The following is a 26,990-nucleotide window of genomic DNA, read 5'->3' as shown; positions in this document are numbered from 1 at the left end:
TGCGAGCGTCACCTCCGGCAACCCGATTGAGCCATGGGCTGCTTCGCTTACCAGTGCCGACGGTGGTCGGCAGCGGAGGATTTCACATGGCAACGCTCATCGGCACCGTCACTAAAGTCATTGGTCAGGTTTTCGCGCAGGCAGCTGACGGTACTCGTCGCGCTCTGGTTGAGGGGGATCGCCTGTTTGCCGGCGATCAACTGATCACTGGGGCCGAAGGCGCCGTCGCCGTCCATCTGCAAAACGGCCAGGAGCTTACCCTCGGTCGCGACAGCAGCCTGACGATGACCGGCCAGTTGCTCGCCGATCAGGCGGGCCACGTGAATGCGCCAGAGGTGGTGACGCCGAGCGAAGCGCAGATGACCGACGTCGAGCAGATCCAGAAAGCCATCGCCGCCGGTGACGACCCGACCAAAACCGCTGAAGCCACTGCCGCCGGTCCCAACGCGCCGGGCGGCGTGCCAGGCGAGGCTGGTGGCGGACACAGTTTCGTGCTGCTGACGGAAGTCGGCGGACGCGTCGATCCGCGTATCGGCTTTCCCACTGCCGGGTTTGGCGGTATTCCCGAGTTTCCTGAAGAGCGCCACAACGTGGTCATCGACAACGGCGATAACACGCCGGCGCCGGTGATTCCGCCGCCGGTCAACAACATCGTCACCCTCAGCGGCCTCGCCGTGCCCGGGGGCGAACTGACCCTCAATGAAGCCAATCTGCCTACCGGTTCGGCAGCCAATCCTGGCGCGCTGACCCAGAGCGGCAGCTTTACCGTGACGGCACCGGATGGTCTGAACAGCCTCAATATCGGCGGCATCAACGTGATCAGCGGCGGCGTGACCGCAGGTTTTCCGCAGTCGGTGACCACGCAATTGGGCAACACCCTGACCATCACCGGTTATAACGCGAGCACTGGCGTGGTCAGCTATAGCTACACGCTCAACGGCAACGACGCGCATCCGGCCGGTGACGGCAGCAACAGCCTCAGCGAACATTTCACTGTGACGGCCGGCGACAGCAATGGCGACAGCGCCACCGGTTCGCTCGACGTCAACATCATCGACGACGTGCCCAGAGCGGTGAACGACAGCAACAGCGCAACGGCGTCGGAGACCTTGCTGACCTTGACCGGCAATGTCCTCAGCAATGACGTGCAGGGTGCCGACCGTGTGCCGAGCGGGCCAGTTACCGCCGGTACTTTCACCGGGACTTACGGCACGTTGGTGCTCAATGCCAACGGCACATACACCTACACCCTGAACACCAGTGATGCAGATTTCAAAGCCCTGCACGGTGGCGGCAATGGAACTGAAACCTTCAGCTACACCCTCACCGATTCCGATGGCGATAAAAGCACAGCGAACCTGGTTCTGCAGATCCACAACAACGACGATCCGGTGATCATCAACGGCTTGAACGTCGAGGGTGGTGAGCTCACGGTTTTCGAGAAAAACCTGGCACTGGGCAGCGCTCCTGATTCGGCGGCGCTGACGCAAAACGGTACGTTCACCATCACCGCGCTGGACGGCGTGACCACGCTGACTATCGGCGGCATTGCCGTAGTCACCAATGGTGTGGCCGCAGGTTTCCCGCAATCGGTGACGACACCGTTGGGCAGCACGCTGACCATCACCGGCTTCAACGCCACCACTGGCGTCGTCAGCTACAGCTACACCCTCGATCACAACGACGCGCATCCGACCGCCAACGGCGCGAACAATCTGCCTGAGCAGTTCGCCGTCACTGTGGTCGATGACAACGGCACCACCGCCAACGCGACCCTCGATGTGAACATCATCGACGACCTGCCAAAAGGCGTGAACGACAGCAACACCGGCACTGCATCGGAAACGCAACTCACGCTAGTCGGCAACGTCCTCGACAACGATGTGCAAGGTGCTGACCGCGTACCGACCGGCCCCAATGCCGGGCCGATCACCGCCGGTACTTTCACCGGGACTTACGGCACGCTGGTGCTCAACGCCAACGGCACTTACACCTACACCGTGAACCCGAACGATGCCGACTTCAAAGGTCTGCATGGCGGTGGCAACGGCACTGAAACTTTCACCTACACCATCACCGATTCCGATGGCGACACCAGCACCGCCAACCTGGTTCTGCAGATCCACAACAACGACGATCCGGTGGTCATCAGCGGCCTCGATGTGAATGGCGGCGAACTCACCGTCTACGAGAAAAACCTCAGCACCGGCAGCACGCCGGATGCCACCGCGCTGACGCAAAGCGGTACGTTCACCATCACCGCGCTGGACGGCGTGACCACGCTGACTATCGGCGGCATTGCCGTAGTCACCAATGGTGTGGCCGCAGGTTTCCCGCAATCGGTGACGACACCGCTGGGCAGCACGCTGACCATCACCGGCTTCAACGCCACCACTGGCGTCGTCAGCTACAGCTACACCCTCGATCACAACGACGCGCATCCGACCGCCAACGGCGCGAACAATCTGCCTGAGCAGTTCGCCGTCACTGTGGTCGATGACAACGGCACCACCGCCAACGCGACCCTCGATGTGAACATCATCGACGACCTGCCAAAAGGCGTGAACGACAGCAACACCGGCACTGCATCGGAAACGCAACTCACGCTAGTCGGCAACGTCCTCGACAACGATGTGCAAGGTGCTGACCGCGTACCGACCGGCCCCAATGCCGGGCCGATCACCGCCGGTACTTTCACCGGGACTTACGGCACGCTGGTGCTCAACGCCAACGGCACTTACACCTACACCGTGAACCCGAACGATGCCGACTTCAAAGGTCTGCATGGCGGTGGCAACGGCACTGAAACTTTCACCTACACCATCACCGATTCCGATGGCGACACCAGCACCGCCAACCTCGTCTTGCAGATCCACAACAACGACGATCCGGTGGTCATCAGCGGCCTCGATGTGAATGGCGGCGAACTCACCGTCTACGAGAAAAATCTCAGCGACGGCACCAGCCCCGACGTTCCGGCGCTGACCCAGAGCGGCACCTTCACCGTCACCGCATTCGACGGCCTGCAAACCCTGACCGTGGGCGGCATCAACGTGGTCACCGGTGGCGTGGCCGCAGGCTTCCCGCAGTCGATTGTCACGCCACTTGGCAGCACGTTGACCATCACCGGCTACGACCCCACCACCGGGGTCGTCAGCTACAGCTACACCCTTGACCATAACGATGCGCACCCAACCGGCAACGGCGCCAACAGCATCACCGAGAACTTCAACGTCGTCGCCACCGACACCGATGGCAGCACCGCCAGCGGGCAGATCAACGTCAACATCGTCGATGACTTGCCGAGCGCCCATGCCGACGCGGCGTCGGTGGTGGAGGGCGGCACCGTCAGCGGCAATGTGCTGGATAACGACATCGGCGGCGCTGACGGGCCGGCCGTCACCGGCGCGGTGGTCGGCGTGCGCGCAGGTGCCGACACCTCGACATCGGCCATCGGTGGCCTCAACAGCAACATCAACGGCACCTACGGCTACCTGACGCTGGACGCCAACGGCAACGCCGTCTACCACAGCAATCCCAATGCGGTGAGCGGCCCGGGCGCGGTGGATGTGTTCACCTACACCGTGCGCGATTCCGATGGTGACGAAAGCACTACCACCATCACCATCGATGTCTCCAACAGCAAGCTGAGTGCGACCAGCGACACCGATGTCACGGTGTATGAGAAAGCCCTCGACCTGACCAAGGACGGCGCCGACCTGGCGCCGGGCACGGTCATCGGCAGCGACCCGACCAGCACCGGCGAAACCGCGTCCGGCACGCTGGTCGGTTCGGTCACTGGTGCGGTCGGTGCGATCAGCTATGCGCTGGTCGGCAGTGCCACCGGCAACTACGGGCAGATCGTCCTCAATCCCAACGGCACTTACACCTACACGTTGACGTCGCCAGCGACCACCACGCCGCACGCCGACGACGGTGCCAACACGCTGACTGAAACCTTCACCTATCAGGCCACCGATTCGCTGGGCAACGTCGTCACCAGCAGCATCGTCGTCAGCATCGTCGATGACGTGCCCAAAGCCGTGAACGACAGCAACGCCAACAGCGCCTCGGAAAGCCAGTTGACCCTGACCGGCAACGTGCTGACCAACGACGTGCAAGGCGCGGATGTGGTGGCGACCGGACCGAATGCCGGGCCGATCACCGCCGGTACGTTCACCGGGACCTACGGCACGCTGGTGCTCAACGCCAACGGGACTTACACCTACACGCTGAATCCCAACGATGCCGACTTCAAGAACCTGCACGGCGGCGGCAACGGCACCGAGACGTTCACCTACACCCTGACCGATGCCGATGGCGACACCAGCACCGCCAACCTGGTGCTGAACATCCACAACAACGACGATCCGGTGGTGCTCAACGGCCTCGACGTCAACGGCGGCGAACTCACCGTCTACGAGAAAAACCTCAGCGACGGCACCAGCCCCGATACGCCGGCGCTGACCCAGAGCGGCACCTTTACCGTCACCGCCCTCGATGGTCTGCAAAGTCTTACCGTCGGCGGTATCGCCGTGGTCACCAACGGTGTCGCGGCAGGGTTCCCGCAATCCGTTACCTCGCCGCTGGGCAGCACGTTCACCGTCACCGGCTACAACGCGACGACCGGCGTGGTGAGCTACAGCTACACCTTGGTCGACAATGAAGCGCACCCGACCGGCAACGGCGCGAATAGCCTCACCGAGAACTTCAACGTGGTGGCGACAGACACCGATGGCAGCACTGCCAGCGGCCAGATCAACGTCAACATCATCGATGACTTGCCGACGGCCAAAGCGGATACCGGGTCGGTGGCTGAAGGCGGTACGGTCAACATCAGCGTGCTGGGCAACGACGTTACCGGTGCGGATGGCGCGGCGGCGGGCGGCGCGGTGGTGGGCGTGCGCGCCGGCAGCAACACCGGCACTTCGGCGATCGGCGGCCTCAACAGCAACATCAACGGTAACTTCGGCTATCTGACCCTTGATGCCTTGGGCAACGCTGTCTATCACAGCAACCCGAACTCGGTGAGCCCACCGGGCGCCACCGATACCTTCACCTACACCATTCGCGACAGCGACGGCGATGAAAGCACCACGACCATCACCATCAACGTCGCTGACAGCAAACTGGTGGCCTCGGTCGATCAGGACGTGACGGTTTACGAGAAAGCCCTCGACCTGACCAAGGACGGCCAGGATCTGGCCCCCGGTACGGTCACCGGCAGCGATCCGACCAATACCGGTGAAACCGCGACCGGCACGCTGGTCGGCGCCGTCACCGGCGGCAGTGGGGCGATCACCTACACCCTGGTCGGCAGCGCCACCGGCACCTATGGGCAGATCCAGCTCAACGCCGACGGCACCTACACCTACACGCTGACCTCTGCGCCGAAAACCACGCCGAACGCCAACGACGGGGCGAACACCCTGAGCGAAAGTTTCACCTACAAAGCCACTGATGCGCTGGGCAACAGCACCACCAGCACCCTCGTCGTCAACATCGTCGACGATGTGCCAAAAGCGGTGGCGTCGGATCGTTCGGTGGCGGCGGTGGAGATCGACTCCAACATCCTCATCGTTCTCGACATTTCCGGCAGTATGGCCGACGCCTCGGGTGTGCCGGGCCTGTCTCGGCTGGATCTGGCCAAGCAGGCGATCAGCGCCTTGCTCGACAAGTACGATGATCTGGGCGATGTCAAAGTGCAGTTGGTCACCTTCAGCAGCAACGCCACCGACCGCACCTCGGTATGGGTCGATGTCGCCACTGCCAAGACGCTGCTCGCCGGCCTGAATGCCGGTGGCGGCACCAACTACGACGCCGCCGTGGCCGCGCTGCAAACCGCGTTCAATACCTCTGGCAAACTCACCGGGGCGCAGAACGTCGGCTACTTCTTCTCCGATGGCAAACCCACCACCGGTCAAGACATCGGCACCAGCGATGAAGCCGCGCTGAAAAACTTCCTCGATGCCAACAACATCAAGAACTACGCGATCGGCCTCGGCAGCGGCGTCAGCAACGCCAACCTCGACCCGCTGGCCTATGACGGCATCAGCCACACCAACACCAATGCGGTGGTGGTCACCGACCTCAATCAGCTCAACTCGGTGCTCTCGGGCACCGTGCAGGGCGCGCCGGTCACCGGCTCGTTGCTGGGCGAAGGCGGTACGTTCGGCGCCGATGGCGGTTTCATCAAATCCATCGTCGTCGACGGCACCACCTACACCTACGATCCGAAAGCCCTGAGCGGCCAAGGCTCGCTGACCGCAACCGGTGGCGCCAATCACGGCACCTTCAACACCGTGAACAACACGGTGAGCATTGCCACCAACAACAGCGGCACCCTGGTGATCAACCTCGACACCGGCGACTACACCTACACCTCGCAGAAAACCACCGCCGTGGTCATCACCGAGAACATCGGCTTCACCGTCAGCGACAACGACGGCGACCTCGCCAGTTCGACGCTGACCGTGAAAGTGATCCCCAATGCGCCGCCAGTGGCAGTCGACGATCACGTCATCACCAACGTGCTGTCGAGCAATGTCGTGGTGCCGGGCGAGTTGCTGCTGGCCAACGACACCGACCCCAATGGCGATACGCTCAACGCCTCACCGACCACGTTCAACACCGGTTGGGCGGCGAAGGGCGCGGACTTCACCGGCACCGGTGCGATCAGCTTCGCCGGCACCGGCAACACCGCCGCCAATCAGAGCCTGGCAGACGTGCGCAGTTCGTTTGCGGCCAATACGGCGGCACTGACCGCCATGCTGGTGGTCAGCGGCTACCTCGGCGCGGTGACCACCGCCAATGCCAACGATGAAGACCTGATCACCGTCAAACTGAAACAGGGCGAGACCCTCAACCTCGACCACAACCTGGCGGCCGGGCACATCACCATGGAGTATTCGCTCAACGGTGGTGCGTTCGTGACGATTGCCGACGGCGGCACTATCACGGCCAGCGCCGATGGCACCTATCAGATCCACATCACCAACATCACCAATACCAGTGGCAGCAACACCGGCGCGGCGGAAAATTATCAACTGACCATGACGGTCAACTACGCCGGAGCGCACGATGTCACGCCGGATTACCACGGCACCTACACCGCCAACGACAACCACGGTGGCAGCGACACCGCCAACGTGACCATCACGTATCAGGACGGCCATACCCTCACCGGTACCTCCGGCGATGACGTTCTGGTGGCAGGGACGGGGGACAACATCCTCAATGGCGGCGACGGCAACGATGTGCTCACCGCAGGCTCAGGCAACAACGAACTGCATGGCGGCGCCGGCAATGACTTGCTCTACAGCGGCCCGGGCAATGACCTGCTCGACGGCGGCACCGGCATCGACACCGCGAGCTACGCCCACGCCACGGCCGGGGTCACCGTCAATCTCGGTCTGCTCGGTGCGCAAAACACCCTTGGCGCTGGCACCGATACCCTCACCGGTATCGAAAACCTTGTCGGCTCCAACTTCAACGACACGTTGACCGGCGACAACAATAACAACGTGATCAACGGCGGCCTCGGCAACGACATCCTCAACGGTGGCGGCGGCGACGACCTGCTGATCGGCGGCATGGGCAACAACACCCTGACCGGCGGGCCAGGTGCCGATACCTTCCAGTACCTGAAGGGCAACAGTGGCCACGACACCATCACCGACTTCACCCCCGGCACCGACAAGCTCGACCTGTCGCAACTGCTGCAAGGTGAAAACGGCACCACCGCGTCGCTCGACGACTACCTGCACTTCACCGTTAGCGGCAGCGGCGCCTCGGTGATGACCAGCATCGACGTCAGCGCCATGGCCGGCGCCACGCCGAACCAGACCATCGACCTCGCCGGCGTCAACCTCGCCAGCCACTACGGTGTGACTCCGGGGGCGGGCGGGATGATCGCCAGCGGGCACGACACGGCGACGATCATCAGCGGGATGCTGAATGATCATTCGTTGAAAGTGGATACGGTGTAAGCGACGCCTGAAACGACAAAACCCGCCACCCCGGTTGATGGGGCGGCGGGTTTTTTCTGTCTGATGGTAGGGCGTTGCTCATTTTGGCCCCTTCGCGAGCAGGCTCGCTCCCACACTGGAGTGCGGTTAACTGTGGGAGCGAGCCTGCTCGCGAAAGCGCCAGATCTGACGCCGAATAACTCAGCGGTTGATCACGCCTGCATCAACCCGGCAACTCCAGATTATCCAGCACCCGATTCACCGCCAGTTCCCCGAGCATGATCAACTGCGCAAGCCCCAACAGCGTCCGGCGCTGTGACGCCGGCAACAGGGCGGCGGCGTCATGGGCGATGGTCTTCGCCGAAGCCAGCGTTTCACAGGCATTGGCCAGCAGTTCCTCGTTTTTGGTGTCGGCGGTTACACCCGGGCGGGCGGAGATAGTGATCGAGCGCGCGGTCGGCGGCTTCGTGGAGTTTTTTTGAGTTGAGGGATTCGTACGGGGAGGTCGGGTCGGTTTCGGGCGGGTTTGGCGTTGGTTTTATCATCGGTGAAGCCTCTAGAGTAATGAAGCAGCCACCGTTCGCTGCTAACGAGGGAGGTGGCGGCTGTACGCGGGTTAGCAGACCAGGACTCTAGAACCCGGCGCACCGAAGTGCCCCACGCAAAGCCGCCATAACGGCAACGGACCTTGTGCGTCTAGAGTAAATCCAGGCTGCTAAACCCGATCGCCGAACAATCAGCGACCGACCCACAATAGATCCCGCCCTCAAGGCGCACAAGCCGGCGGATTCTGGCGTAGCTGTAGGCAAAGGCGCAAGGATGTGTAGCTTGCGAGGCGTGTCTGGAGGTGTTTTTTAAACGCCTTGTTTTGAAAGGATCCTACCTTTCTGCAGCTCCACCCATTCAGTCAGGAACTGTTGAAAGGAGTTGATCTAATGATCATTCGTAGAAGGTGGATACGGTTTGATCGAGGGCAACGACAAAACCCGCCGAACCGAATGATCGGGTGGGCGGGATTTTCATATCAACCGGTGCCCCCGATTGCTCTGGATAACGGATTTTTATGCCGACCGCCGATCCATGTAGGAGCTGCCGCAGGCTGCGATCTTTTGATGTTGCTTTTAAAAGACAAGATCACGGGATCGCCGCCTGCGGCAGCTCCTGCAGGAGCGTGCTGTTTTGCTGTGGCATGCTCTTCAGGCGCTAGACATCGAGTAACTGCAATGCCAGATTGTCCACCTGATAATCGTTGCCGACCCCCGAATCGACATGACTGACAATGGCCAGAGTCATCTCGCTGGCGCTGGCGACGAAGTTGCCTGACAAGGTTGTCCAGGCCAGGTCATTGAGGGTCACCGGCCCGGCAATGGCAACGCCCCCGGCACTCAGCGACAGCGACGGTGCAGCATATTCACCGCGAAAACGGATGCAGTTGATCGTCAACGAATACCGGCTACCGGGCTTCAGATTGGCGAATTGTTTCTGCAGCACAACGCCCGCCGAGTTGTTGCTGTAGGTGTAGTTTTGCGCCCTGTAGTTGCCTTGTTCGAACACGATGGTCCAGTCATTCGGCAGTGTTGCCGGACCCCGACGCCAGCCATTCCAGCCGTATTGGTCAAAATTCGTCAGGTCGTATTCCAGCGGCGGCTCGCTGGCCTTGCCGATCCGCAGTTCCAGCAGCGGTGATTGCACCGGCGCGCGCCCAGGGTTGGTCACCTTGTAGTGCACCGTCAGAGGACTGCCGGCGAAAGGTGCGATGTAACGGCTGCCTGCATCAAAGCTCAGCGGCAGGTCGAGGTCAGTAATGGTGCGCCCGAAAATATAGCGAAGCGTGACCCCGAGTGGATCGGTGACCTGCCAATACAGCTGCACCGACGCACCGGTTTTCAAGGCCCAGTAATCGGGAATGAACACCTTCGCCATGCTGATGTTGGCAGGCAGTTCGTCTTCCACAACCTGTTCGATCATCGGTGGACGTAGCGTAAAGGCGCCGCCCTGGATGGTGATATTGGTCGGTTTGGACAGTTGCGGTGCGCCAGTGCCTCCTGCGCTGAGGGTGTAAGTCAGTCGCAGGGAACCCCGGATGAGCGCCAGCACGCGCTCATTCTCGATTTCAAAATAAATCACGCTGCTCATCCCGTCCAGGGACCGGGTGTACGTGAACGTGACCGCTTCGCCCGTTTCCGTGAGGCCCTGCAGAGTCAGTTGCAACTGGTCATTCTTTGCATAATTGCTGAGGAAAATCACGACCCGCGCCGGTCCACCAAAGAGCAGGTCATGATTGAGTATGTTGCCCGGTGTCCTTTCGACTGCCGGAGCTGGCAGCAATGTGATTCCCGGTTTGCTTTGCAGGATTAGTGCGTCCGACCAGCCGCTCTGATTGTGCACTTTGTCGGTCAACTGATAGCGCACCACCAGCGAATCGCTTGGCGGCAATTTGGCGAGTTGTTCCGGTGTCAGTTCAAAAACGATATCTGCCGTCGCATTGGTGACTTTGAACACCATCGTCAATGTCCCGAAGGCGAGGCTCACCAGATCCTCCAGTGCTTGATGCTGGTAGCTTTTGATCGTCACGGTCATGCCGGTATCGATCACGCTCTGGTCAATGATCGTTTCCGAAACGATGGGCAGCGGCAACCCCTGGTTGAATGGCTTGCCACCATCGGTGTCCGGGTTGCCCGGCGGAAAACTTTTGTAGTACAGCTGATAGGGCGTTGAGCTTTCGGTGTTATCGCTGATGCGCTTCACAGTGAAAAAGAACGGTTGATTTCCCGGCTGCGAATACTTGGACAACATGACACTGGCCGGGATGTAGAAAGGCACATCTCGGGCCACAACACCGTCGGCATCGAAATGTTCGGCGGTTATAAAAAACGAGGCCACGGGGATTAACTTATCGCCGAGAAAAACATCGATATGGTCACCGACAGCCATCTGCAAATAGCTGAGGATGTACACCAGCAAGCCCTGAACATCGCTGTGTACCATGCTGTAGTTGACCCCCTGCGCACCATCGCTCAGCGGCTTGTAACCGATGACATACGGCGGTGGTACCGCTAGCACGCCGACGTCGCCCGACGGTGGTGGAAAGATGACGACCTGTTCTTCTGAAGCATTGGCGCTGCTGGTTGTCTGGCTCATGAGCAATAACCCATCGTCGGGGAGGCGGATGCCCTGGGGGGGCGCACTGATCTCCATCGATTAGAACCGCACTGACCGGCACCGCCTACTGTCAGATCTGACAGGTAAGCAAACGTTTAAGACGAATGGTCAAGCGGGTGGGAGCGGTTATGGATTTCCCAAACTTGAAACCGCCCCCTGTAGGAGCTGCCGCAGGCTGCGATCTGTTGATCTTGTTTTGAAGAGCAACATCAAAAGATCGCAGCCTGCGGCAGCTTCTGCAGGGTGTCTTTTAAAACAGTTCTGTTTGAAGACAAGGAGGAATCAGGATTTGCGCAAAGTCTTCTGCCGAAGGATATAGATCGTCACCAACACCGCACTCGTCAACATGAACCCCCGTGCCCACGGCAGCGGCACCAGGTAACACGAGAACAGAATGCTCGCCCACATCAGCCCGATCGCGTAGACCTTGCCCTTGAGCGGAATGCCGTTGCCATCGAGGTAATCGCGGATCCATGGCCCCAGTCGTGGATGTTCGACCAGCCATTGATAGAAACGCGGAGAGCTGCGCGCGAAGCAGGCCGCGGCGAGCAGAAGGAAAGGGGTGGTGGGCAGGACAGGCAGGAAGATCCCGATCACCCCCAATGCCACGCTGAGCCAGCCGATGGCCAGCAGCAAGTAGCGCAACATCAGAGAGCGGTTGCCTATGGGGTTGTCCATAGGCCGGATCTTAGTGGTGACGTGGCTTGAGGATCGCCGGTTTTTCGTCGGGTGCCTGGCACAGCAGGTACAGCGCGGTCAGGGCTTCCGGGATCTGCACGATCATGTCGTCCATCAGGTTGGCGTCCTTGGCGATGTCTTCGAACTCTGGCTGTTCGTCGAACAGGCCCGAACCGACCATGATCGGCAGGAGCATTTCGCTGACTTCTTCTTCAGCGGTTTCGAACCAGGCTGCTTCGCGCAGGAACACGCCCTCCATGAAACCGATGCACCAGCCGCGCAGTTCGGAGTCGTCCGGCTCTTCGCCGAGATCGAGGTCACATGGCAGCTCGAATTCTTCATCCGAGGCCAGTTGACGGGCGATGTGCGCCTTGAGGCCGATCAGCGTGGCTTCAATTTCTGCGCGCTGGGCGTCGCTGCTGTAATGCGGCTCTTCAGAGAACAGGGCGTCGATCCACTCACGCTCCGGTACGTCTTCGGCGCAGATCGACAGCGCGGTCAGATAACCGTGCGCGGCCACGTAATCCAGCGCCTCGTCGTGCAGCTCGTCGGCATCGAGGAAGACTTGCAGGCGGGTCAGTTGCTCAGCGAAGGACATTACGGGGCTACCTTGGGGGAATAAACAATGCGGGAATTCTAGGCCTTCTTGAGCGCTCAAGCCAGCCGCACGGCAGATTCACCCTACATCTTTGTAGGAGCTGCCGCAGGCTGCGATCTTTTGATGTTGTTTTTTAAAGATCAAAAGATCGCAGCCTGCGGCAGCTCCTACAGGGGCGCATCTTAGATTGTATCGACGGGTGTCGCCCTGTGCAGGGGAGGCCTCGGGTATACTGCCGCGTTTTGCGCTCCCTGCCTGTATTGCGGCTGTCATGCAATGCGTTCTTACGATTCTGCGGTGCAGCCTTGCCCGTCATGAACCAGCCTTGCAGGGATGTTTTTGTGATTTTTGGAGTTTTTATGCTCGAACAGGCTCAACGCGTCCTCAAGGACATCTTCGGCTACGACAGTTTCCGTGGCCGTCAGGGTGCAATCATTGAGCGCGTGGCCAGCGGCGGGGATGCGCTGGTCTTGATGCCTACCGGTGGCGGCAAGTCGCTGTGCTTCCAGGTCCCGGCGCTGTTGCGCGAAGGCCTGGCGGTGGTGGTGTCGCCGTTGATCGCCTTGATGGACGATCAGGTCGCCACCCTCGAAGAGCTGGGTGTGGCGGCAGCGGCGTTGAACTCCACACTGAGTGCCGAGCAGCAGCGCGATCTCGCCACGCGGATCAAACGCGGTGAAGTGAAGATGTTGTACTTGGCGCCCGAGCGTCTGGTGCAGCCGCGCATGCTGTCGTTCCTGCAAGGGCTGAATATCGCTTTGTTCGCCATCGACGAAGCGCACTGCGTATCGCAATGGGGCCACGACTTCCGTCCGGAATACCTGCAACTGGGCCAGTTGGCGGAGCTGTTCCCCGACGTGCCGCGCATCGCCCTGACCGCGACGGCCGACAAGCGCACCCGCGAAGAAATCGTCACCCGCCTGCATCTGCAGAACGCCGAGCGCTTTCTGTCGAGCTTCGACCGCCCAAACATCTTTTACCGCATCGTTCCTAAAGAGCAGCCACGCAAGCAGTTGCTGGCGTTCCTCGCCGAGCGGCGCAGTGATGCCGGCATCGTCTATTGCCTGTCGCGCAAGAAAGTCGAGGAGGTGGCGACGTTCCTCAGCGAACAGGGTTTTCCGGCGTTGCCGTACCACGCCGGTCTGCCCAACGATCTGCGGGCGTTCAACCAGAAGCGCTTCCTCAACGAGGAAGGCCTGATCATGGTCGCCACCGTGGCGTTCGGCATGGGCATCGACAAACCCAACGTACGTTTTGTCGCCCACCTTGATCTGCCGAAGTCGCTTGAAGCGTATTACCAGGAAACCGGTCGTGGTGGCCGCGATGGCCTGCCGGCGGATGCGTGGATGGCTTACGGTCTGCAAGACGTGGTGATGCTCAAGCAGATGCTGCAGAACTCTGAAGGCGACGAGCGGCACAAGCGTCTGGAGCAGCACAAGCTCGACGCGATGCTCTCGCTCTGCGAAGAAACCCGCTGCCGTCGACAGACCCTGCTGGCGTATTTCGATGAAGACATGCCCGAGCCGTGTGGCCATTGCGACAACTGTGTCGATGGCGTGCAGACCTGGGATGCCACCGAGCCTGCACGTCAGGCGTTGTCAGCGATTTTCCGTACTGGCCAGCGATATGGCGTCGGCCATCTGGTTGATGTGCTGCTGGGCAAGGACAACGAAAAGATCCGCAGCTTCGGCCATCAGCACCTGTCGGTGTGGGGCGTGGGCAAAGCGCTGAGCGAGAGCGAATGGCGCTCGCTGTTCCGCCAGTTGGTGGCGCGTGGTCTGGCCGATGTCGATCACGAAGGCTACGGCGGTCTGCGTCTCAACGACAGTTGCCGGCCATTGCTCAAGGGCGAAGTGAGCCTGGAGCTGCGCCGCGATCTGAAGCCGCAAGTCGCCGCCAAGAGCAACAGCAAGAGCCCGGCCAGCCAACTGGTGCGCGGCGAAGAGCGCGAACAGTGGGAAGCGCTGCGTGCGCTGCGGCGCAAACTCGCCGAAGAACACGGCGTACCACCGTACGTCATCTTCCCCGACTCGACGCTGCTGGAAATGCTCCGCAGTCAGCCGACCTCGCTGGCGGAAATGGCCACGGTCAGCGGCGTCGGCGCACGCAAACTGGAGCGCTACGGCGAGGCCTTCCTCGAAGTGCTTGGCGGCGCAGTCGAGGCGCCGAAAGCGGTGGCCGACGTACGCCACGAACTGATCACGCTGGCCCGCGCCGGCATGACGCCGCTGCAAATCGCCGGTCAGTTGCAGTGCTCGGAAAAGAACGTCTACACCATGCTCGCCGAAGCCATCGGCAAGCAGCAATTGTCGCTGGAACAGGCGCTGGACTTGCCTGAAGAACTGATGGGCGAAGTGCAGGACGCGTTCCTCGATGGCGAAGGCGAGTTGCCGTCGGTCGCCGAAATTGCCGAGTTGTTCGCCGGCCGGGTTCCAGAGGGCGTGCTTTACTGCGTGCGGGCTGCGCTGCAATCGGAATTCGAGATGTAGGTTGGCCGCCAGCCCTCACCCCAGCCCTCTCCCCGAGGGAGAGGGGGCCGACCGAGGTGTCTGGGGTTTGACATCGACCTGAAAGAACCAGTCGATTATGGATTCGGTAAAGCAGGATCAGATCGGCGTAACCCTGAAGCATCCCCCATTCAGCCCCCTCTCCTTTTGGGAGAGGGGGCCGACCGAGGTGTCTGGGGTTTGACATCGACCTGAAAGAACCAGTCGATTATGGATTCGGTAAAGCAGGATCAGGTCGGCGTAACCCTGAAGCATCCCCCATTCAGTCCCCTCTCCTTTTGGGAGAGGGGGCCGACCGAGGTGTCTGGGGTTTGACATCGACCTGAAAGAACCAGTCGATTATGGATTCGGTAAAGCAGGATCAGGTCGGCGTAACCCTGACGCATCCCCCATTCAGTCCCCTCTCCTTTTGGGAGAGGGCTAGGGTGAGGGGCTTTCAAGATGTAACGATTCAGTACAGACCGCCACTTGCCTATAACTGCAGCTCATGCTTAGCTGGCTAATAATTAGAAATTCTTTATTTTTCAGTCTAACCGTGAGTGTTTTATGCCGTTAACCGATCAACACCGCTTTGGCATGCAACTGGCCCAGATGTCCCGTGGCTGGCGTGCCGAACTGGACCGCCGGCTGGCCGGCCTGGGGCTGTCCCAGGCGCGCTGGCTGGTGCTGCTGCATCTGGCGCGCTTTGAAGAGGCGCCGACCCAACGGGAGCTGGCGCAGAGCGTCGGTGTCGAAGGTCCGACCCTTGCACGCTTGCTTGATAGTCTGGAAAGCCAGGGCCTGGTGCAACGCCAGTCCGTGATGGAAGACCGTCGGGCGAAAAAAATCGTTCTCTGTGCGCCGGCCCTGCCGCTGATCGAACAAATCGAAACGATTGCCACGCAGCTGCGTCACGAATTGTTCGAAGGCGTCGACGAGGCGGATTTAAAGGTCTGCATGCGGGTTCACGGGCATATTCTGGGTAATCTGGAAAAATCTTGAGGCACAACCCGCTGCCGTTTTTTTGAGAGATCGCGCTGAGCAGACTATAAGAACTACTGGGCAATATCGTGTTCGTACCGGATGTGCGAACGCATAGAAGTCGGTTTTGCTTATTTAAGGGATGCTCATGCTCGCAAGTCGGCACGTGGTACTGCGCGGTGGCGCCAAATGGTTGCTGATCGCTGGCGTATTCAGCTATTCGACCTGGTCGATGGCGTTGGGGCTGGGTGACATCACTGTTCATTCCGCCCTCAATCAGCCGCTCAAGGCCGACATCGCGTTGGTCGATGTTGGCGGGCTGACACAAAACGATCTCTCCGTGAGCCTGGCCACGGCCGACGAATTCGGCCAGGCCGGGGTTGAGCGAGTGTTCTTCCTCAATGACCTCAAGTTCACGCCGATCCTGCACGGCAATCGGCAGATGATCCGGGTGACCTCGAGTAAACCGGTCAACGAACCCTATTTGAATTTCCTCGTACAGCTCAGTCAGCCCAACGGCCGCTTGCTGCGCGAATACACCGTGCTGATCGATCCACCGGGTTCCCCCGGTATCGTGCCGGCCACCGATGAGCCGGATCCGCGCCCGCAGTCTTCCGGCTTTCCCACGGTTGAACCGGCTGCGCCCGCGCAGGCCGCGCAAGGCAAGCGTGACACCGCGCCTGTTGCCCCGGCACCGGCACCCGTCAACGATGCACTGGCCGAGCAGTTGGCCGCGAGCGTGTTGCAGAACCAGCAACTGCAAAAAATCCTCGACGAGCAGAATCTGAAAATCCAGGCGCAGGACGTGCTGATTGCCGATGGCAAGAAGCAGATCAGCGATCTGCAAACCCGCTTGGTCGAACTGCAAAAGGCGCCGCCAGCGCCTGTCATAACGCCAATCCCGGCACCGGTCGCCGCACCGGTCGAACCCGCCGATGACGGCTTTAACTGGCCGTTGCTAGGCGGTTTGTTGCTGCTGCTCGGGGCGTTGGCCGCACTGTTTATTCACCGTCGACGGCAACAACAGGCGTCCAGCGCCGAACCGCTGCCATTCGCGGCGCTGCCTGGCGAACCTGACGTTGATGCGAGCGCAAGCGCGGAGCCGGTCAGGACGCACGCCTCTGCAGATCATCGAGAAGAGCCGGCGGCGGGCGATGTGCTGGAGGCAGTGGGAATCTATCTGGCTTATGGCCGGCTCGGCGAAGCAACCGGGCTGTTACGCGATGCCTTGCAAAAGGAACCGGAGCGGGTTGATCTTGGCCTGCAATTGCTCGAAGTGCTGGGGCGCCAGGGCGATAGCACAGCCTTTGAATTGCAGGAAAACCATATGCGCCAGCTCGGGGTTGATGAGCAGCGGTTACAGGAAATTCGCCAGCGTCATCCAAAATTGACCAGTGCGGTTTCGTTGGCGCCGATCGTACCGGCGGTCGCCAGCGCAGCGCCTGTCGTTGCCGCCGCGCCCGAACCTGCACCAGCGGAAGATGACTTCGAACTGAACCTCGACGCCTTGTCGATGGATTCCACCTGGGATCTGGAAGAAAGCCGTCCGGCCACCGCGCCAGCGCCGACAGACGCGTCCGCCTTCGGTGCCAGCCTGCAAGTGCTGCCGCAGGATTTTGCCCTGCCGGAAACAGCGGACAGTGAGGACGCTGAGCTTGAGTGGATCGCCGAGGCGGATGCCCAGCCGCTGGACGATGACTTCCTCAATGAATTTGCTGATTCGCCGTCACTGGCACTGGAACCGCTGGATTTGCAAGCGCAGGAGGAGCTGCACAGCGGCGGATCCGGAAAGCTCGAACAGGCGCAAACCTGCATTGATGACGGCGACCTCGACAGCGCGATTGCACTGCTCAACGAGCTGCTCAAGGAAGGCGATGAGCCGCTGAAACAAACGGCACGCACTTTATTGGCGGGGATTCGCTGAGTTTTATGCGCTCCCCCATTGGCACTGTGGCTACAGCTCCTACACGGGTCAGAAGGTTTGGCCGAGGTTCAGGTACACCGCCTGCTCATTTGCATCATTCAGTCCATAACTGAAATTCAACGGCCCCAACGGCGTATCGAAGCCAATAAACACGCTCGCCGCATTGATGTAGCCGCTGTCGAACTCATTGTCATTGTTCCACGCCCGCCCGCGTTCCAGCGAAGCACCGGCGTACAGCGGGAAATCCAGTGGCAGGTACGAGCGCGGCGTCAGCCTGCGGTAATACACCGCGCGCATCAGGCTGACATTCTGCCCCGACACCGAATCCTCGCGGAAACCCGACAACTGCCGTGCGCCGCCTAGCAGGAAGCTCGACGTCACCACGTTGGCATTGTCCAGCGTGCGTCCATAACGACCGCCGAGAATCAGCGTGTCCGGCCCACGACTCATGGCTTTGTCGAGTTTGAACTCCCACTGCCGATAGCGCGTGTCCGAGCCCAGGCTTGGTTCGAACTGCATCAGCGTCAGGCTGATGTCCTTGCCTTCGTGAGGGTAGTAAACGTTGTCCAGCGAATCGTAGGAGTACTTTAGCGAGTAGAAGCCTTCGGTGAAGCTTTCGCTTGGCAGATCCTGATCGCCAATGCGCACGTCAGCCTTGCCCCAGGCTTCACCGACACCGAAACGTATTTCACCGTTGTTGCCGATCTGTCGACCGAGGTTGAGGCCGAACCCGTAGCGCTCGACGCGGTATTGCGCGACCGGATCGTTATCGAGCACCGAATCGACGTTCTGTGCCTCGAACGACGCATACGGCGCAACGAAATAACGCGAACCGACGTCCAGCGGCTGATAGAACTCGCTGTACAACTCTTGTTTGTCGCCGATCTGCGCGCGGGTCAGCCATTCTGCGCCGAGGCGGTTGATGCCGTTGATACGGTAACTGGCGCCGAGGTTGAAGGCGCTGTCGCCGCGCATGTCGTCCGACAGGTTAAGGCCCACGCGCAGATAATCGGTGCCGCTGCGCTTGCCGCGGGCGCTGATCACAAGGGTGTGATCTTGCCCCTTGTGCACCACGCGGTACTGCACTTGCTCGAAATAGTCGAGGCCGTACAGGGTGCCCATGTCCGAATGCAGGCGACCCAGATCCAACGGCTCGCCGATGTGCTGGCGTATGTAATAGCGGATCACATCGTCATCGACTTTCGAGTCGTTCTCGACCTTGATCGCGGTGATGATCGGTGTGCGCTGACCCGGCGAGCGTGCGGCGTTGAGTTCGGCATCCTGGGACTCGGCAGGTTTCAGTCGGGCGAGGCGTGCATCGAGGATTTTCGTCGCGCGGTAACCGGCGTCGATCATTTCCTGGGCTTTGCCGAAATCGGTGACGCCGAACGCCGCCAGCGCCGGTTGAATCAACACGTCCGAAGGTTTCAGCGCGGCCAGTTGTTCTTCCGAGTTACTGCGGGTCATCAGGGTGATCGACTGATTCAACACGTCGACCACCGTGGTCAGTTGTTTGCGGTTGCGCAGCGGCGTGCCGATATCGACCACGATGGCGACGTCGACGCCCATCGCCCGCACGACATCGAGAGGGATGTTGTCGGTCATGCCGCCGTCCACCAGCAGCCGGCCATCAAGTTCGACCGGGGCGAACACCGCCGGGATCGACATGCTGGCGCGGATCACCTGAGGCAAGTGACCTTTGCGGAACACCACTTTTTCACCGTTGGCGATGTCGGTGGCGACGGCGCGGAAGGGGATCGGCAGTTTGTCGAAGTCGCGGGTGTCACTGGTGTGGGCCAGCAGGCTTTCCAGCAGCAACGCGAGGTTCTGGCCCTGAATCACCCCCAGCGGCAGGCCGAGACTGCCATCGTCACGGAAGCTGAGTTTTTGCTTCACCAGAAAGTCGCGGTCGTCCTGTTTGCGCCGGAACGGTACGTCCTCACGCGGCGGGGCGTCGGACAGCGCGGCTTGCCAGTCGATGTTCAGCGCGAGTTTTTCCAGCTCATCGATCTTGTAGCCTGACGCATACAGGCCACCGACCACGGCGCCCATGCTGGTTCCGGCAATCGCATCGATCTTGATGCCTTGCTCTTCCAGGGCCTTGAGCACGCCGATATGCGCCAACCCGCGCGCGGCGCCGCCGGACAGCACCAGGCCGACTTTCGGGCGCGTCGCGTCACTGGCATCGACGCCGGCATGAGCGAACAAAGGGAGGAATCCAAGCAGCAGGCAGAACAGCAGACGGCGCATTGTGAGTCTCGGGGCAAGCGATAAAGCCGGCTATTATAGCGGCGCCCTCTGTCTCAGGAGTTTCAGCGAACATGACTGTCGCCAAAGCCGAAGTTGTCATCACTTATTGCACCCAATGCCAGTGGCTGCTGCGCGCCGCGTGGCTGGCGCAGGAACTGCTCAGCACGTTTGCCGATGATCTCGGCAAAGTCTCACTGGTGCCGGGCACCGGCGGGGTGTTTCACATTACCTGCGCAGGCGTGCAGATCTGGGAGCGCAAGGCCGATGGCGGGTTTCCGGAGGCCAAGGTGTTGAAACAGCGGGTGCGCGATCAGATCGATCCTGACCGCGACCTCGGCCACAACGACCGCACTCAGTGAGACGCAGCCTCGGCGGCGACGGTTTTTCTGTCGGCATGGCCTGACATCCGCGCCGACACGACGATGGCGACGATGATCAGCGCGCCGCCGATCAACATCTTCGGCGTCGGGTTTTCATTGAACAGCAGCCAGGCCACGGTGATGCCGTAAACCGGCTCCATCGCAAACACCACCGCCGCCGTGCGCGCCTTGATCACCGCCAGGCTGGCGACGAACAGGCTGTGGGCGACACCGGTGCAGAACACCCCGAGCAGGGCGATCCACAACCAGTCCAGCGCGCGCACTGCGTTCAGTTGCGGTGCCGCGACCGGCAGCAAACACAGGGCCACCACCACGTTTTGACACAGCGCCGCCTGCACGGCCGGGATGCGTCCGGAGCTGGCGCGGTTGGTCAGCGACAGTAGAGAAAACAGCAATCCCGACAGCACCGACCAGAGTAAACCGACGGTGGCACCGCTGCCCAGATCGAAGGCCGGGGTCACCAGAATCAGGCCGATGCTGACCAGTACCACCAGCAGAATTTCATTGGCGCGAATGCGTTCGCGGAAGATCAGCCCTTCGAGAATCACCGTGAAGGCCGGAAAACTGGCAAAACCCAAAGTGGCGATAGCGACGCCGGCGACTTTCACCGAAATGAAGAAACTCACCCAGTGCCCGGCCAGCAACACTCCGCTGAGGGCGAGGCGTCGATAGTCCAGCGCCTGCAGTTTTTGCCAGCCGTTCTGGCTGGCAAAACGCACGAAAAACGCCAGGACCAGCACCGCAAAAGCCGCGCGGCCGAAAACAATCACGGCAGGCGAGGCGGCAGCGAGTTTGCCGAACACACCGGTCAGGCCAAACATCAAAGCACCAATGTGCAAAGCGCCGAGGGCGGTACGCGGAGTCATTGCAATCCTTAATCCAGACACGATTCGTTGTGATGCATTGATCGTTCCCACGCTCTGCGTGGGAATGCCTCCAGGGACGCTCCGCGTTGATCGTTCCCACGCTCTGCGTGGGAATGCCTCTGGGGACGCTCTGCGTCCAGTGACGCGGAGCGTCACGGCCTGCATTCCCACGCAGAGCGTGGGAACGATCAACGTGGGAACGATCAACGTGGGAACGATCATGAATGGTTGAGGGCCAAGAGTCTGTCGGCAGGCTATTGTCTTTTGTCGCGAGAATCGCGCCGAAGCTGGCCGGGTGATGCGCCGAACTCGCGCAGGACGGCGGCCGAGAACGCACTCTGCGAGTTGTAACCGACGCGGCTGGCAATTTCACCCATGGGCAAAACCGTATCGCGCAGCAGTTGCACCGCCAGATGCAAGCGCCGACTGCGCATGTAATCCATCGGCGTCTGCCCGCATTCCGCCATGAACCGTGCATGCAGACGCGCGCTGGATAACCCGGCAACGCGTGCCAGATCGGCGACTTGCAGCGGATACCCGGCGTTTTGCTCGATGTACGCATCCAGTGCCGCGTAGGGCAGACGGCGGGCGGCGAGTTCGGCAGGTTGCGCATGATTGAGGCTGGCCAGCAGCAACACCGCGCCTTGCTGCGCGATCAGCGGATCGCTGACCGGGCTGTTCGCCAGCCAGTTGACCAATTGGCTCTGCCCCGAATCCAGCGACAAACGCGCCGGTCGTTCGAGCAAGCGGCGACTGGCATCGGCATGTTCGCCCAGCGAATGGACCAGCCATTGGCCGTCAGGGATGTCCATCACCAGGCAACGACTACCGTCGGGACTGCCGCAGGCGTGATGGGCGCCGGACGGGATGACCACGAAACTTTGCTGGCGCACCTGGCTGCCACAGCCTTCGACCTCGAAGTCCAGCGCGCCGGACAGCCCGAACACCAATTGGGCGTGCTCGTGGCTGTGGACGATCAGGTCGCGGGTGTACTGACGCAGGGTAAGAATCGGGCGCATGAACAGGTCTCCGGGCAGGCCAGCAGTCTACACCGAGCGGCACGGACTGCGCTGTCACAGGACTGACTCGCGCCTGTCATGGACGATTAACCGGACGGGCGCACTCTGGCGAAAACATCGCAGAGGGTTGCCCATGACCAGCGCCGAGCTCGCCAAACCCAGCCGCAAACAACGGGTGCGAACCCTGTGGATCTCCGACGTGCACCTGGGCACGCGCGATTGCCAGGCGGAACACTTGTCGCAGTTTCTCAAGGGCTACCACGCCGACAAGATCTACCTGGTGGGCGACATCATCGATGGCTGGAAACTGCGCGGCGGCATGTACTGGCCGCAGGCGCACACCAATGTGATTCGCCGCTTGCTGACCATGAGCAAACGCGGCACCGAGGTGATTTACGTCACCGGCAATCACGATGAATTCCTGCGCCGTTACTCAAAGCTGATCCTCGGCAACATTCAATTGGTCGACGAAGCGGTGCACGTCACCGCAGACGGCCGGCATCTGCTGGTGATTCACGGCGATCAGTTTGATGTGATCACCCGTTATCACCGCTGGCTGGCGTTTCTCGGCGATTCGGCCTACGAATTCACCCTGACCCTCAATCGCTGGCTCAACCACTGGCGCGCCCGGTATGGCTACGGTTACTGGTCGCTGTCGGCGTACCTCAAACACAAGGTGAAAACCGCGGTGAGTTTCATCAGCGACTTTGAGGAAGCCATCGCCCATGAGTGCGTGAAGCGCGGATTGCAGGGTGTGGTCTGCGGGCACATTCACCATGCCGAGATCCGCAAGGTCGGCGAGGTCGATTACCTCAATTGCGGCGATTGGGTGGAGTCGTGTACGGCGTTGATCGAGCACTGGGATGGCTCGATCGAGTTGTATCGGTTAGCGGATGCGCAGGCACGGGAGGCGGAGCTCAAGGCCGCCAAAGTCGCCGAACTCGCTTAGAAGCAAAAGATCGCAGCCTTCGGCAGCTCCTACATGGAGCCTGTGTAGGAGCTGCCGAAGGCTGCGATCTGTTGATCTTAGGCCGTGGTGTGTTCTTCCATCGCCGCCTTGTAAATCGAGTTCTTCGGCTGCGCAAACAAGCGCTCCATCATCGGCTCAAAGAAGCTCAGCGGCAGCGTGTCATAGCCCGGATCAAACGCCGCCGCATCATATTTGGCACAAAACTCGGCGGTCGCCTGAAACTGTGGATGCGCCTTGAATTGCTCGCGCAGGTGCCGATCCATGCCCAGGTGATGAAAGAAGTAATAGCCCTGAAACACCCCGTGCTTTTCGACCATCCACAGATTCTCGGCACTGACGAACGGCTTGAGAATCGCCGCAGCAATGTCCGGATGGTTATACGAGCCCAAGGTGTCGCCAATGTCATGCAGCAACGCGCAAACCACGTATTCCTCATCGCGCCCGTCACGAAAGGCGCGGGTCGCGGTTTGCAGTGAGTGGGTCAGGCGGTCCACCGGGAAACCGCCGAAGTCACCTTCGAGCAGTTTCAGGTGCGTCACAATTCGCGACGACAGCTGTTTGGCGTAGGCACTGAAGTCGGCGGCGATGATCGCCCAGTCCTCTTGTGTGCCGTCCTGCATATGGGTGAAGCGGGCATTGGCGTTCATCGGCCATCCTCGTTGTTTCTTGTTATCTAGAACGCCACGCGACCGAGGATCATGTCGCGATACATGACAAAGTCGCCGAGCAGGCTGTACAGCGGATGCTGGAAAGTCGCCGGTCGGTTCTTTTCAAAGAAGAAGTGGCCGACCCAGGCAAAGCTGTAACCGGCCAGCGGCACCGCCAATAACAACAGCCAGGCGCCTTTGGCGAGGGTCATCGCCAGAATGAAAATCACCAGGGTCGTGCCGATGAAGTGCAGGCGGCGGCAGGTGCTGTTGTTGTGTTCGCTGAGGTAATACGGGTAGAACTCAGCGAAGCTGTTGAAATGCTTGATGTTTTCCACGACCGCGTTCTCTGTGGTTATTGTTCTGGCGACGAGTTGTTCTGCGGGTAGCTTATTTGAGTCTAGAGTGATCATTGGCGTGGGCCAGTGACAATCGGCGCCACTTTAGTATCCTTCGCAAATCAGGCCGTAATATGCGGCCCCTCATGTAAAAGAAAAACGCCATGAGCGAACGAACGACTTCTGCAAGCTGGGCGATGGGGATTGTCAAAGCATTGGAGATGGACGGCCTGGATTGCCGGGTTCTGTTCAAACAACTGGGGCTCGATTACACGGCTCTGGATGATCCGGATGCACGCTTCCCGCAAGATTCCATGACCCGACTCTGGCAACGGGCGGTCGAGCTGTCCGGCAATCCGGCGATCGGCCTGAACATGGGCAAAGTGGTGCGCCCGGCGTCGTTTCATGTCGCCGGCTATGCGTTGATGTCGAGTAATACTCTGGCCGAAGGCTTTCAACGGCTGGTGCGTTATCAGCGCATCATCGCCGAAAGTGCCGACCTGAGTTTTCGTCTGCTCGAAGAAGGCTATGCGCTGATCCTGACTGTGCATGGCGATCACTTGCCGCCGACCCGGCAAAGTGCCGAAGCCTCGCTGGCTTGCGCATTGGGCCTGTGCGGCTGGCTGAGCGGGCGTACGTTGCACCCGGTCAAAGTGCTGGTGCAGGGCGCGGAACCGGAAGATCTGGAACCCTACAAGCAAGCCTTCCACGCACCGCTGATGTTCAACGCGCCGTACGATGCGTTGATCTTTGAACGGGCTGACATGGAAGCGCCACTGCCCACCGCCAACGAGGCGATGGCGCTGCTGCACGATCGGTTTGCCGGGGAGTATCTGGCGCGGTTTTCCGAAAGTCGCGTGACGCACAAGGCGCGGCAGGTGTTGTGCCGGTTGCTGCCGCAAGGCGAACCGAAGCGCGATACCGTGGCGCAGACCCTGCATTTGTCGCAACGCACCTTGCAGCGCCGCTTGCAGGAGGAGGGCACGAGTTTTCAGCAACTGCTCGATGACACCCGTCGCGAGCTGGCCGAACAGTATCTGGCGCAGCCGAGCATGACCTTGCTGGAGATCGCTTACCTGTTGGGTTTCGCCGATCCGAGCAACTTCTTTCGTGCGTTCCGCCGCTGGTTCGACACCACGCCCGGCGATTACCGGACGCGGTTGTTGCAGGCGCCCAACGCCATCAGTGACGCCAGAATGCCGGAATACACAGCACAAACACCGTAATGATCTCCAGTCGGCCGAGCAGCATGCCGAACGACAGGATCCACTTGGCGGCATCCGGCAGGGTGGCGAAATTGCCCGCCGGGCCGATGGTTTCGCCCAGCCCCGGGCCGACGCCGGAGACGGTGCTGGCGGCGCCGGTCAGCGCAGTCATCCAGTCGACGCCGAGCAGCGACAGCAGCAGCGCGATCACGCAGATGGTGATGGCGAAGAAGAACGAAAAAGTCAGGATCGAACGGACGATTTCTTCGTCGAGGCGGTGACCGTTGTACTTCTGCTTGATCACTGCACGTGGGTGAATCAGCTGATTAAGGTTGGCCTTGAGCAGGATGTAGGCGACCTGGAAACGAAAAATCTTGATCCCGCCCGCTGTCGACCCGGAACAGCCGCCGACAAAGCCCAGATAGAAAAACAGCATCAGCGAGAAGTTGCCCCACAGGCTGTAGTCGCCGAGGGCAAAACCGGTGGTGGTGACCACCGATGTCACGTTCAACGCGACGTGGCGCAAGGCGTCCAGCCAGTGCAGATTGGTTGTCCACCAGTACCAGGTGCCGAGCACCAGCCAGGTCACCAGCAGCATGCCGAGCAAACCCTGCACTTGCTGATCCTTGATCAACGCTTTGCGGTTGCCGCGCAACGTCGCCACGTACAGGGTGAACGGCAGGCTGCCGAGAATCATGATCACCACCGCAACCCAGTGCACCGCCGGTTGCGTCCACTTGGCCAGTGACTGGTCGGACGTCGAGAAACCGCCGGTGGAGATCGCTGACATCGCGTGGTTGATCGCATCGAACGGGCTCATCCCGGCCCACCAGAACGCCAGGCTGCCGAGAATGGTGATGCCGACGTAGGCCGCCACGATCAGCCGCGCCACCATGTGCGAGCGCGGCATGACCTTTTCCGAACGATCCGAGGATTCCGTCTGGAACAGACGCATGCCACCGATGCGCAACAGCGGCAGAATCGCCACCGCCATGCCGATAAAACCGATACCACCGAGCCAGTGCAGCAGCGAACGCCACATCAGAATGCCGGGGGACATATTGTCGAGACCGCTGAGCACGGTCGAACCGGTCGCGGTGATGCCCGACATGCTTTCGAAGAACGAGTCGGTGTAACTGATGTGCTGGGTCAGCAGAAACGGCAGCGCGGCGAAGATGCACACCACCAGCCAACTGCTGACGGTCAGCAGATACATGTCGCGGGGGCGCAGGTGAATGTGTTCCGGGCGGCCGGGAATCACCAGGGCGAGGCCGGCGACGAAGGTGATCATGCTCGCCCAGAGGAACGACGGCAGATCGCTGGTGCGCTCGAAAATCACCAGGGTGGCCATTGGCACGACCATGGCGACAGCCAGGGTGATCAGGAAGATGCCGATGATGAAACCAATGATCCGTAAGGTCGGCAACGCCATGAAGTCCGCTCGGGCTGATGTGGGAAGGGCGCCATTCTACCCGTGGGACAGGGCATGTAAACCGGCATCCGGTTGGCAGTTAAAGCT

16 protein-coding genes and 1 pseudogene are annotated in these 26,990 nt (G+C 60.7%); 7 read left to right on the top strand and 10 right to left on the bottom strand.

Annotation, left to right across the window (positions count from 1 at the left end):
• Positions 1 to 86: 86 nt before the first annotated feature.
• Positions 87 to 7,988, top strand: a complete 7,902-nt coding sequence (locus QOL84_RS11695; protein WP_283437288.1) for a retention module-containing protein — start codon at positions 87 to 89, stop codon at positions 7,986 to 7,988.
• Positions 7,989 to 8,190: 202 nt separating this feature from the next.
• On the opposite strand, the pseudogene QOL84_RS11690 reads toward QOL84_RS11695, so the two are convergent.
• The 4 genes and pseudogenes from QOL84_RS11690 to QOL84_RS11675 form a co-directional block, all read right to left on the bottom strand.
• Positions 8,191 to 8,512: pseudogene (locus QOL84_RS11690) on the bottom strand (DUF6124 family protein).
• Between the two features lie 658 nt (positions 8,513 to 9,170).
• Positions 9,171 to 11,165, bottom strand: coding sequence for a hypothetical protein (locus QOL84_RS11685; protein ID WP_283437287.1), 1,995 nt, complete (start codon positions 11,163 to 11,165; stop codon positions 9,171 to 9,173).
• Between the two features lie 246 nt (positions 11,166 to 11,411).
• Complete coding sequence (locus QOL84_RS11680) at positions 11,412 to 11,807, bottom strand: YbaN family protein (RefSeq protein WP_129390733.1); 396 nt, start codon at positions 11,805 to 11,807, stop codon at positions 11,412 to 11,414.
• Positions 11,808 to 11,817: 10 nt separating this feature from the next.
• The gene (locus tag QOL84_RS11675) at positions 11,818 to 12,405 is read right to left on the bottom strand and encodes a UPF0149 family protein (RefSeq protein WP_129390736.1); all 588 of its coding nucleotides are present in this window, start codon (positions 12,403 to 12,405) and stop codon (positions 11,818 to 11,820) included.
• A 359-nt stretch (positions 12,406 to 12,764) separates the two neighbouring features.
• On the opposite strand from QOL84_RS11675, the gene recQ reads away from it, so the two are divergent.
• From recQ to QOL84_RS11660, 3 genes are all read left to right on the top strand, one after another.
• A complete protein-coding gene (gene recQ / locus QOL84_RS11670) occupies positions 12,765 to 14,894 on the top strand; it encodes a DNA helicase RecQ (RefSeq protein ID WP_129390739.1) in 2,130 nt (709 codons plus the stop codon).
• 564 nt (positions 14,895 to 15,458) lie between these two features.
• Positions 15,459 to 15,893 carry a MarR family transcriptional regulator gene (locus tag QOL84_RS11665; protein ID WP_016984207.1) on the top strand — a complete coding sequence of 145 codons (435 nt, stop codon included), beginning with the start codon at positions 15,459 to 15,461 and terminating at the stop codon, positions 15,891 to 15,893.
• A 127-nt stretch (positions 15,894 to 16,020) separates the two neighbouring features.
• Positions 16,021 to 17,796 carry a motility hub landmark protein FimV gene (locus QOL84_RS11660; RefSeq protein ID WP_283437286.1) on the top strand — a complete coding sequence of 592 codons (1,776 nt, stop codon included), beginning with the start codon at positions 16,021 to 16,023 and terminating at the stop codon, positions 17,794 to 17,796.
• Between the two features lie 48 nt (positions 17,797 to 17,844).
• On the opposite strand, the gene QOL84_RS11655 is transcribed toward QOL84_RS11660, so the two are convergent.
• Positions 17,845 to 20,046: a patatin-like phospholipase family protein gene (locus tag QOL84_RS11655; RefSeq protein ID WP_129390745.1), complete on the bottom strand. Its 2,202-nt coding sequence runs from the start codon at positions 20,044 to 20,046 to the stop codon at positions 17,845 to 17,847.
• 71 nt (positions 20,047 to 20,117) lie between these two features.
• Between QOL84_RS11655 and QOL84_RS11650 the strand changes: the two genes are divergently transcribed.
• Positions 20,118 to 20,405, top strand: coding sequence for an Rdx family protein (locus QOL84_RS11650; protein ID WP_016771139.1), 288 nt, complete (start codon positions 20,118 to 20,120; stop codon positions 20,403 to 20,405).
• Here QOL84_RS11650 and QOL84_RS11645 read toward each other — a convergent pair.
• Together QOL84_RS11645 and QOL84_RS11640 are read right to left on the bottom strand one after the other, a co-directional pair.
• Positions 20,399 to 21,292 (bottom strand): DMT family transporter, encoded by an 894-nt coding sequence (locus QOL84_RS11645; protein WP_283437285.1) that lies wholly within the window; start codon positions 21,290 to 21,292, stop codon positions 20,399 to 20,401. The genes QOL84_RS11650 and QOL84_RS11645 overlap by 7 nt on opposite strands.
• Before the next feature lie 254 nt (positions 21,293 to 21,546).
• On the bottom strand, positions 21,547 to 22,311 hold the full coding sequence (locus QOL84_RS11640; protein WP_283437284.1) for a helix-turn-helix transcriptional regulator: 765 nt from the start codon (positions 22,309 to 22,311) through the stop codon (positions 21,547 to 21,549).
• Between the two features lie 133 nt (positions 22,312 to 22,444).
• On the opposite strand from QOL84_RS11640, the gene QOL84_RS11635 reads away from it, so the two are divergent.
• Positions 22,445 to 23,260: a UDP-2,3-diacylglucosamine diphosphatase gene (locus QOL84_RS11635; protein WP_283437283.1), complete on the top strand. Its 816-nt coding sequence runs from the start codon at positions 22,445 to 22,447 to the stop codon at positions 23,258 to 23,260.
• Positions 23,261 to 23,337: 77 nt separating this feature from the next.
• Here QOL84_RS11635 and QOL84_RS11630 read toward each other — a convergent pair whose 3' ends face one another.
• Together QOL84_RS11630 and QOL84_RS11625 are read right to left on the bottom strand one after the other, a co-directional pair.
• Positions 23,338 to 23,928: an HD domain-containing protein gene (locus tag QOL84_RS11630; protein ID WP_283437282.1), complete on the bottom strand. Its 591-nt coding sequence runs from the start codon at positions 23,926 to 23,928 to the stop codon at positions 23,338 to 23,340.
• Positions 23,929 to 23,954: 26 nt separating this feature from the next.
• A complete protein-coding gene (locus QOL84_RS11625; RefSeq protein WP_129390760.1) occupies positions 23,955 to 24,266 on the bottom strand; it encodes an Mpo1-like protein in 312 nt (103 codons plus the stop codon).
• Between the two features lie 164 nt (positions 24,267 to 24,430).
• On the opposite strand from QOL84_RS11625, the gene QOL84_RS11620 reads away from it, so the two are divergent.
• Positions 24,431 to 25,492: an AraC family transcriptional regulator gene (locus QOL84_RS11620; protein ID WP_218570000.1), complete on the top strand. Its 1,062-nt coding sequence runs from the start codon at positions 24,431 to 24,433 to the stop codon at positions 25,490 to 25,492.
• Here QOL84_RS11620 and QOL84_RS11615 read toward each other — a convergent pair.
• Positions 25,449 to 26,903 carry a TrkH family potassium uptake protein gene (locus QOL84_RS11615; RefSeq protein ID WP_129390763.1) on the bottom strand — a complete coding sequence of 485 codons (1,455 nt, stop codon included), beginning with the start codon at positions 26,901 to 26,903 and terminating at the stop codon, positions 25,449 to 25,451. The two genes, QOL84_RS11620 and QOL84_RS11615, sit on opposite strands and share 44 nt — an antisense overlap.
• Positions 26,904 to 26,990: the final 87 nt, after the last annotated feature.

Origin of the sequence: Pseudomonas helmanticensis, from assembly GCF_900182985.1 — a bacterium.
Lineage (GTDB): Bacteria > Pseudomonadota > Gammaproteobacteria > Pseudomonadales > Pseudomonadaceae > Aquipseudomonas > Aquipseudomonas helmanticensis.
Note: the sequence above shows the minus strand (reverse complement) of the source record. Positions and strands in the feature narration are given on the sequence as shown.

What these genes read in the sequence shown, in the direction of transcription:
- QOL84_RS11635 (WP_283437283.1), top strand. Translation starts at nt 22,445, where the DNA reads ATGACCAGCGCCGAGCTCGCCAAACCCAGCCGCAAACAACGGGTGCGA.
- QOL84_RS11615 (WP_129390763.1), bottom strand. Translation starts at nt 26,903, where the DNA reads ATGGCGTTGCCGACCTTACGGATCATTGGTTTCATCATCGGCATCTTC.
- QOL84_RS11665 (WP_016984207.1), top strand. Translation starts at nt 15,459, where the DNA reads ATGCCGTTAACCGATCAACACCGCTTTGGCATGCAACTGGCCCAGATG.
- QOL84_RS11685 (WP_283437287.1), bottom strand. Translation starts at nt 11,165, where the DNA reads ATGGAGATCAGTGCGCCCCCCCAGGGCATCCGCCTCCCCGACGATGGG.
- QOL84_RS11675 (WP_129390736.1), bottom strand. Translation starts at nt 12,405, where the DNA reads ATGTCCTTCGCTGAGCAACTGACCCGCCTGCAAGTCTTCCTCGATGCC.
- QOL84_RS11630 (WP_283437282.1), bottom strand. Translation starts at nt 23,928, where the DNA reads ATGAACGCCAATGCCCGCTTCACCCATATGCAGGACGGCACACAAGAG.
- QOL84_RS11680 (WP_129390733.1), bottom strand. Translation starts at nt 11,807, where the DNA reads ATGGACAACCCCATAGGCAACCGCTCTCTGATGTTGCGCTACTTGCTG.
- QOL84_RS11650 (WP_016771139.1), top strand. Translation starts at nt 20,118, where the DNA reads ATGACTGTCGCCAAAGCCGAAGTTGTCATCACTTATTGCACCCAATGC.
- QOL84_RS11645 (WP_283437285.1), bottom strand. Translation starts at nt 21,292, where the DNA reads ATGACTCCGCGTACCGCCCTCGGCGCTTTGCACATTGGTGCTTTGATG.
- QOL84_RS11640 (WP_283437284.1), bottom strand. Translation starts at nt 22,311, where the DNA reads ATGCGCCCGATTCTTACCCTGCGTCAGTACACCCGCGACCTGATCGTC.
- QOL84_RS11695 (WP_283437288.1), top strand. Translation starts at nt 87, where the DNA reads ATGGCAACGCTCATCGGCACCGTCACTAAAGTCATTGGTCAGGTTTTC.
- QOL84_RS11620 (WP_218570000.1), top strand. Translation starts at nt 24,431, where the DNA reads ATGAGCGAACGAACGACTTCTGCAAGCTGGGCGATGGGGATTGTCAAA.
- QOL84_RS11655 (WP_129390745.1), bottom strand. Translation starts at nt 20,046, where the DNA reads ATGCGCCGTCTGCTGTTCTGCCTGCTGCTTGGATTCCTCCCTTTGTTC.
- QOL84_RS11660 (WP_283437286.1), top strand. Translation starts at nt 16,021, where the DNA reads ATGCTCGCAAGTCGGCACGTGGTACTGCGCGGTGGCGCCAAATGGTTG.
- recQ (WP_129390739.1), top strand. Translation starts at nt 12,765, where the DNA reads ATGCTCGAACAGGCTCAACGCGTCCTCAAGGACATCTTCGGCTACGAC.